We start from the raw sequence: 4,397 nt of genomic DNA, 5'->3' as shown, positions 1-4,397 counted from the left end.
CGCCTGGATTGCCCGCTGGCAAGGCGCCGGACTCAACGATCTGGAGCATCGTTGTCTTGGGCTGGAGGTGGATCCCCATCATGGCCGCGTGCTGGTCAGGCACGGTTACTTTGTCCAGGGGGTGCTCAAACTGTCGACCCGCTGGCAGCACGACTTCGGTGCAGACGGTGCCATGGCGCTTACCATAGCCGTCGAGGTCGCGGCCGGAATGCCGTCACTGCCCCGCATCGGCGCCTTGCTCTGGGTGGTCGACGAGGTGGCAGAGGTGAGCTGGCTGGGTCTGGGTCCTCACGAGAACTATCCGGATCGCCTGCTCGGCGCCGATCTCGGTCGCTGGCAGTTGCCGCTGGCGGCCCTGCATACCCCTTATGTCTTCCCGACGGACAACGGACTGCGCTGTGATACCCGCCAACTACAACTGGGGGGTCTCGTGGTCGAAGGGCAGTTCCATTTCAGCGTCAGCCGCTACAGCCAGCAGCAGCTGGCCCTGGCCCGTCACCAGACAGATCTGGTGGCCGAGGGTGGCCTGTATCTCTGCCTCGATGGCTTCCATATGGGGATTGGTGGCGATGACTCCTGGAGTCAGAGCGTGCGACCGGAATATTGGTTACGGCCAGGCGGCTACTATTGGAACTGTGTTCTACGCTGAATCTGAGCCATGGGTGGGTCGACTGAGGTGGCGGTTAAGCCTCAATGGAGATTCATTGCTCATAACCATATGATATTTATTTTTTTTGTTGCCACGTAACAAATTGTAATCGTTTTCATTTTGTTGTCAGGTTCACAGAGCATTGCACAACAAATTGATTACATTAGGCTGGCGCCAGTTCAATAGGCGCACAGCATTCCCTACAAAAACAGATAGAGAGATCGGAGCATAACAATGAAAAAAATCACGACAATTGCCGCCGTGCTGATGAGCCTGATGGCAGGAGCCACTGCCCATGCCGAGACCCGTATCGGGGTGACCGTCTATAAGTACGACGACAACTTCATGGCGGTGGTACGCAAGGCGATCGAGAAGGAAGCGGCTGCCAACCCCGGGGTTGAGCTGCTGATGAATGACTCCCAGAACGACCAGTCCAAGCAGAACGACCAGATAGACGTGCTGCTGGCCAAGGGCGTGAAGGCGCTGGCTATCAACCTGGTTGACCCGGCTGCGGCCCCTGTCGTGATTGAGAAGGCTCGTGGCGAAGATGTGCCCGTGGTGTTTTACAACAAGGAGCCGAGTGCTGCCGATCTGGCCAGCTACGACAAGGCTTACTACGTGGGGACCGACTCCAAGGAGTCAGGGATCATCCAGGGTCAGCTGATTGCCAAACACTGGCAAGCTCATCCGGAGTGGGATCTGAACAAGGATGGCGTGATCCAGTTTGTGCTGCTGAAAGGGGAGCCGGGTCACCCGGATGCGGAAGCCCGTACCTCCTACGTGGTCAAGACCCTGAACGATGGCGGCGTCAAGACGCAGCAGCTGCACATGGATACCGGTATGTGGGATACCGCCATGGCGAAAGACAAGATGGATGCCTGGATCTCCGGCCCCAACGCCAACAAGATCGAAGTGGTCATCGCCAACAACGACGGCATGGCAATGGGCGCGGTCGAGTCACTGAAAGCGCAGGGCAAGAGTGCCATCCCGGTGTTCGGCGTTGATGCACTGCCGGAAGCGCTGGCCATGGTCAAGAGCGGTGCCATGGCGGGTACAGTGCTGAACGATGCGGCCAACCAGGCCAAAGCCACTTTCGAGCTGACCAAGAACCTGGCTGAAGGCAAACCGGCCGGTGAAGGCACCAAGTGGAATATCGTCGACAAGGTCGTGCGTGTTGCCTACGTCGGTGTGGATAAAGACAACCTGTCTCAATTCGAGTAATTCCCTCCTCCAGGGCAAGGGCGATCCCCTTGCCCTTTTTTCAACCAGATGTGATGGCTGATATGACAACACAGCAACAATCAGAATGGCTGTTGGAGATGATTGACGTCAGTAAGAGCTTTCCCGGCGTCAAGGCACTCGATAATGTCAATTTACGGGTCCGTCCTCATTCTGTGCATGCGTTGATGGGCGAGAACGGAGCGGGAAAATCCACCCTGCTCAAGTGCCTGTTCGGCATTTACGAGAAGGATCAGGGCAAGATCTTCTTCAAGGGGCAGGAGATCAACTTCACCTCCTCGAAAGAGGCGCTGGAAAATGGCGTCTCCATGGTGCATCAGGAGCTCAACCTGGTGTTGCAGCGTACTGTGATGGACAACATGTGGCTCGGCCGCTACCCGACCAAAGGGTGGTTCATCGACCACGGCAAGATGTATGACGACACCAAGCGTATTTTCGATGAACTCGATATCGACATCGACCCCAGGGTCAAGGTCGCGACCCTGTCGGTCTCCCAGATGCAGATGATCGAGATCGCCAAGGCATTCTCCTATGACGCCAAGATCGTCATCATGGACGAACCCACCTCCTCCCTGACCGAGAAAGAGGTGAACCACCTCTTCAAAATCATCAACAAGTTGAAGGACAAGGGGTGCGGCATTGTCTACATCTCTCACAAGATGGAGGAGATCTTCCAGCTCTGTGACGAGATCACCATATTGCGGGATGGCCAGTGGGTGGCAACCCAGCCACTCAAGGGTATGACCATGGATCAGATCATCGGCATGATGGTTGGTCGTGAGCTGACCCAGCGTTTCCCGGAAAAGACCAACCAGCCGCAAGAGGTGATCCTCGAGATCGAACACCTGACGGCGAAGAACCAGCCCTCCATTAAGGACGTGACCTTCAACCTGCACAAGGGGGAGATCCTCGGTATCGCCGGACTGGTGGGGGCCAAGCGTACCGATATCGTCGAGACCCTGTTCGGCATTCGCGATCGTAGCCAGGGCAGCATCAAGCTGCACGGCAAAGAGGTGGCCAACCACAATGCCCATGAAGCGATTCGCAACGGCTTTGCGCTGGTGACGGAAGAGCGCCGTTCCACCGGTATCTACTCCCGTCTCGACATCGCCTTCAACTCCCTGATCGCCAACATGGACAGCTACAAAGGCTCCATGGGGCTGCTCAGCGACAACAAGATGAAGAGCGACACCCAGTGGGTCATCGACTCCATGCGGGTCAAGACGCCGACCCAACAGACCCAGATCGGTTCTCTCTCCGGGGGCAACCAGCAGAAGGTGATCATTGGTCGCTGGCTGCTGACCCAGCCGGAGATCCTGATGCTCGACGAGCCCACCCGCGGCATCGACGTGGGGGCCAAGTTCGAGATCTACCAGCTGATCCTGGAGCTGGCGAAGAAGGACAAAGGGATCATCATCATCTCGTCTGAAATGCCCGAACTGCTGGGGATCACCGACCGTATCATGGTGATGAGCAATGGCCGGGTCGCCGGGATCGTCAATACCAAAGAAACTGACCAGAGCGAGATACTGCGCCTGGCATCTCTGTACCTCTAGAGACAGGAAGACATTTATGGAGTCGGCTAAAAATTTCAATCTGATGCAGGCGCTCAAGGAAAACGCCATCTACTTGGTGTTGCTGGTACTGCTCATGGTCATCGTGATCCAGGAACCCTCCTTCCTGAGCCTCACCAACTTCAGCAACATCCTGACCCAGTCCTCGGTGCGAGTCATCATAGCGCTGGGGGTGGCGGGCATCATCATCACCCAGGGGACGGATCTCTCGGCCGGTCGTCAGGTCGGTCTGGCGGCGCTCATCGCGGCGACCATGCTGCAGGCGCTGACCAACGTCAACAAGGTGTTCCCCACGCTGGGGGAGGTCCCCATCCCGGTGGTGATCCTGCTGGTGTGTGCCGTGGGGGCGCTGATCGGGCTGGTTAACGGCCTCATCGTGGCTTACCTGAACGTCACCCCGTTCATAACCACCCTGGGCACCATGATCATCGTCTATGGCATCAACTCCCTCTACTTTGACTCGGTGGGCGCTTCGCCGGTGGCCGGGTTTGATCCCCGCTTTTCCAGCTTCGCCCAGGGATTTATCCGGATAGGGGGATTCAAGCTCTCGTACCTCACCTTCTATGCAGCCATCGCCAGCGTCTTTGTCTGGGTGCTGTGGAACAAGACCCGCTTTGGCAAAAACATCTTCGCCATCGGTGGCAACCCCGAGGCGGCCAAGGTCTCCGGCGTCAACGTGGCGGTCAATCTGGTGATGATCTATGCGCTGGCAGGGGTCTTCTACGCCTTTGGTGGCATGCTGGAGGCGGGCCGTGTGGGCAGTGCCACCAATAACCTCGGTTTCATGTATGAACTGGATGCCATCGCGGCCTGCGTGGTGGGCGGGGTATCGTTTGCTGGCGGGGTAGGGACAGTCGCGGGTGTGATTACCGGCGTACTTATCTTCACCTTGATCAACTATGGTTTGACCTATATCGGGGTCAGCCCTTACTGGC

3 protein-coding genes and 1 pseudogene are annotated in these 4,397 nt (G+C 57.3%); all 4 read left to right on the top strand.

Translation table 11 applies throughout. The annotated features are described in order from the left end of the window. A pseudogene (gene lacZ / locus AAC083_RS16435) lies at positions 1-649 on the top strand (beta-galactosidase); the annotation flags it as partial. 234 nt (positions 650-883) lie between these two features. Continuing rightward, a complete protein-coding gene (gene mglB / locus AAC083_RS16430; RefSeq protein ID WP_108537168.1) occupies positions 884-1,870 on the top strand; it encodes a galactose/glucose ABC transporter substrate-binding protein MglB in 987 nt (328 codons plus the stop codon). A 53-nt stretch (positions 1,871-1,923) separates the two neighbouring features. After that, positions 1,924-3,444 carry a galactose/methyl galactoside ABC transporter ATP-binding protein MglA gene (mglA, locus tag AAC083_RS16425; protein ID WP_108537169.1) on the top strand — a complete coding sequence of 507 codons (1,521 nt, stop codon included), beginning with the start codon at positions 1,924-1,926 and terminating at the stop codon, positions 3,442-3,444. Positions 3,445-3,460: 16 nt separating this feature from the next. Then, a partial coding sequence (gene mglC, locus AAC083_RS16420) for a galactose/methyl galactoside ABC transporter permease MglC (RefSeq protein ID WP_108537167.1) occupies positions 3,461-4,397 on the top strand: 937 nt, incomplete at its 3' end.

The organism is Aeromonas sp. HMWF014 (genome assembly GCF_963878295.1).
Lineage (GTDB): Bacteria > Pseudomonadota > Gammaproteobacteria > Enterobacterales > Aeromonadaceae > Aeromonas > Aeromonas popoffii.
The sequence above is the reverse complement of the archived record's forward strand: the minus strand, read 5'-3'. Positions and strand labels throughout refer to the sequence as shown.

Excerpts from the sequence above, each read along its gene's own strand:
- mglA (WP_108537169.1), top strand. The coding sequence starts at position 1,924 with ATGGCTGATATGACAACACAGCAACAATCAGAATGGCTGTTGGAGATG.
- mglB (WP_108537168.1), top strand. The coding sequence starts at position 884 with ATGAAAAAAATCACGACAATTGCCGCCGTGCTGATGAGCCTGATGGCA.